1 protein-coding gene is annotated in these 409 nt (G+C 49.1%); it reads left to right on the top strand.

Features of this window, described 5'->3' with window-relative positions:
* Positions 1 to 27: 27 nt before the first annotated feature.
* A partial coding sequence (locus NE664_14820) for a hypothetical protein (protein ID MCQ4727908.1) occupies positions 28 to 409 on the top strand: 382 nt, incomplete at its 3' end.

Raw genomic sequence — 409 nt, 5'->3', positions numbered from 1 at the left:
CTGGATTTTGCCGGTAAGGGCGGCCGTGTGGTTCTTGAGGCAGCTGCAGGTCTTTATTCTGAGATGGGCAAAATACGCATGGAAGGGGTGAACTCAGACAGTTTTAACTGTCCATGTCCGATGCTAAAAAAAGCGTTTGGGGCTGAGATGATATCTTTGGGAGCCGAAGACGGACTGGTTCCGATCTGGAATAGAGATGGCGCTGTTCTTTGTGAAGGGATGTATTACAGACAGACGATGAAGATAAGCAGGGGAACGGTTACCGGCTGGTTTGAGGATGAAACACCGGCCATTGCTGAGGTGCAGTACGGAAAAGGGAACATTCTCTGGACCGGAACCTTTTTGGGAGCGGCTGTAAAAGATGCGGGGAGCTGCATTGCTGCTGAATACATAAAAAAGCAGTTTAAAG

Origin of the sequence: Anaerotignum faecicola, from assembly GCA_024460105.1 — a bacterium.
Lineage (GTDB): Bacteria > Bacillota > Clostridia > Lachnospirales > Anaerotignaceae > JANFXS01.
The sequence above is the reverse complement of the archived record's forward strand: the minus strand, read 5'-3'. Positions and strand labels throughout refer to the sequence as shown.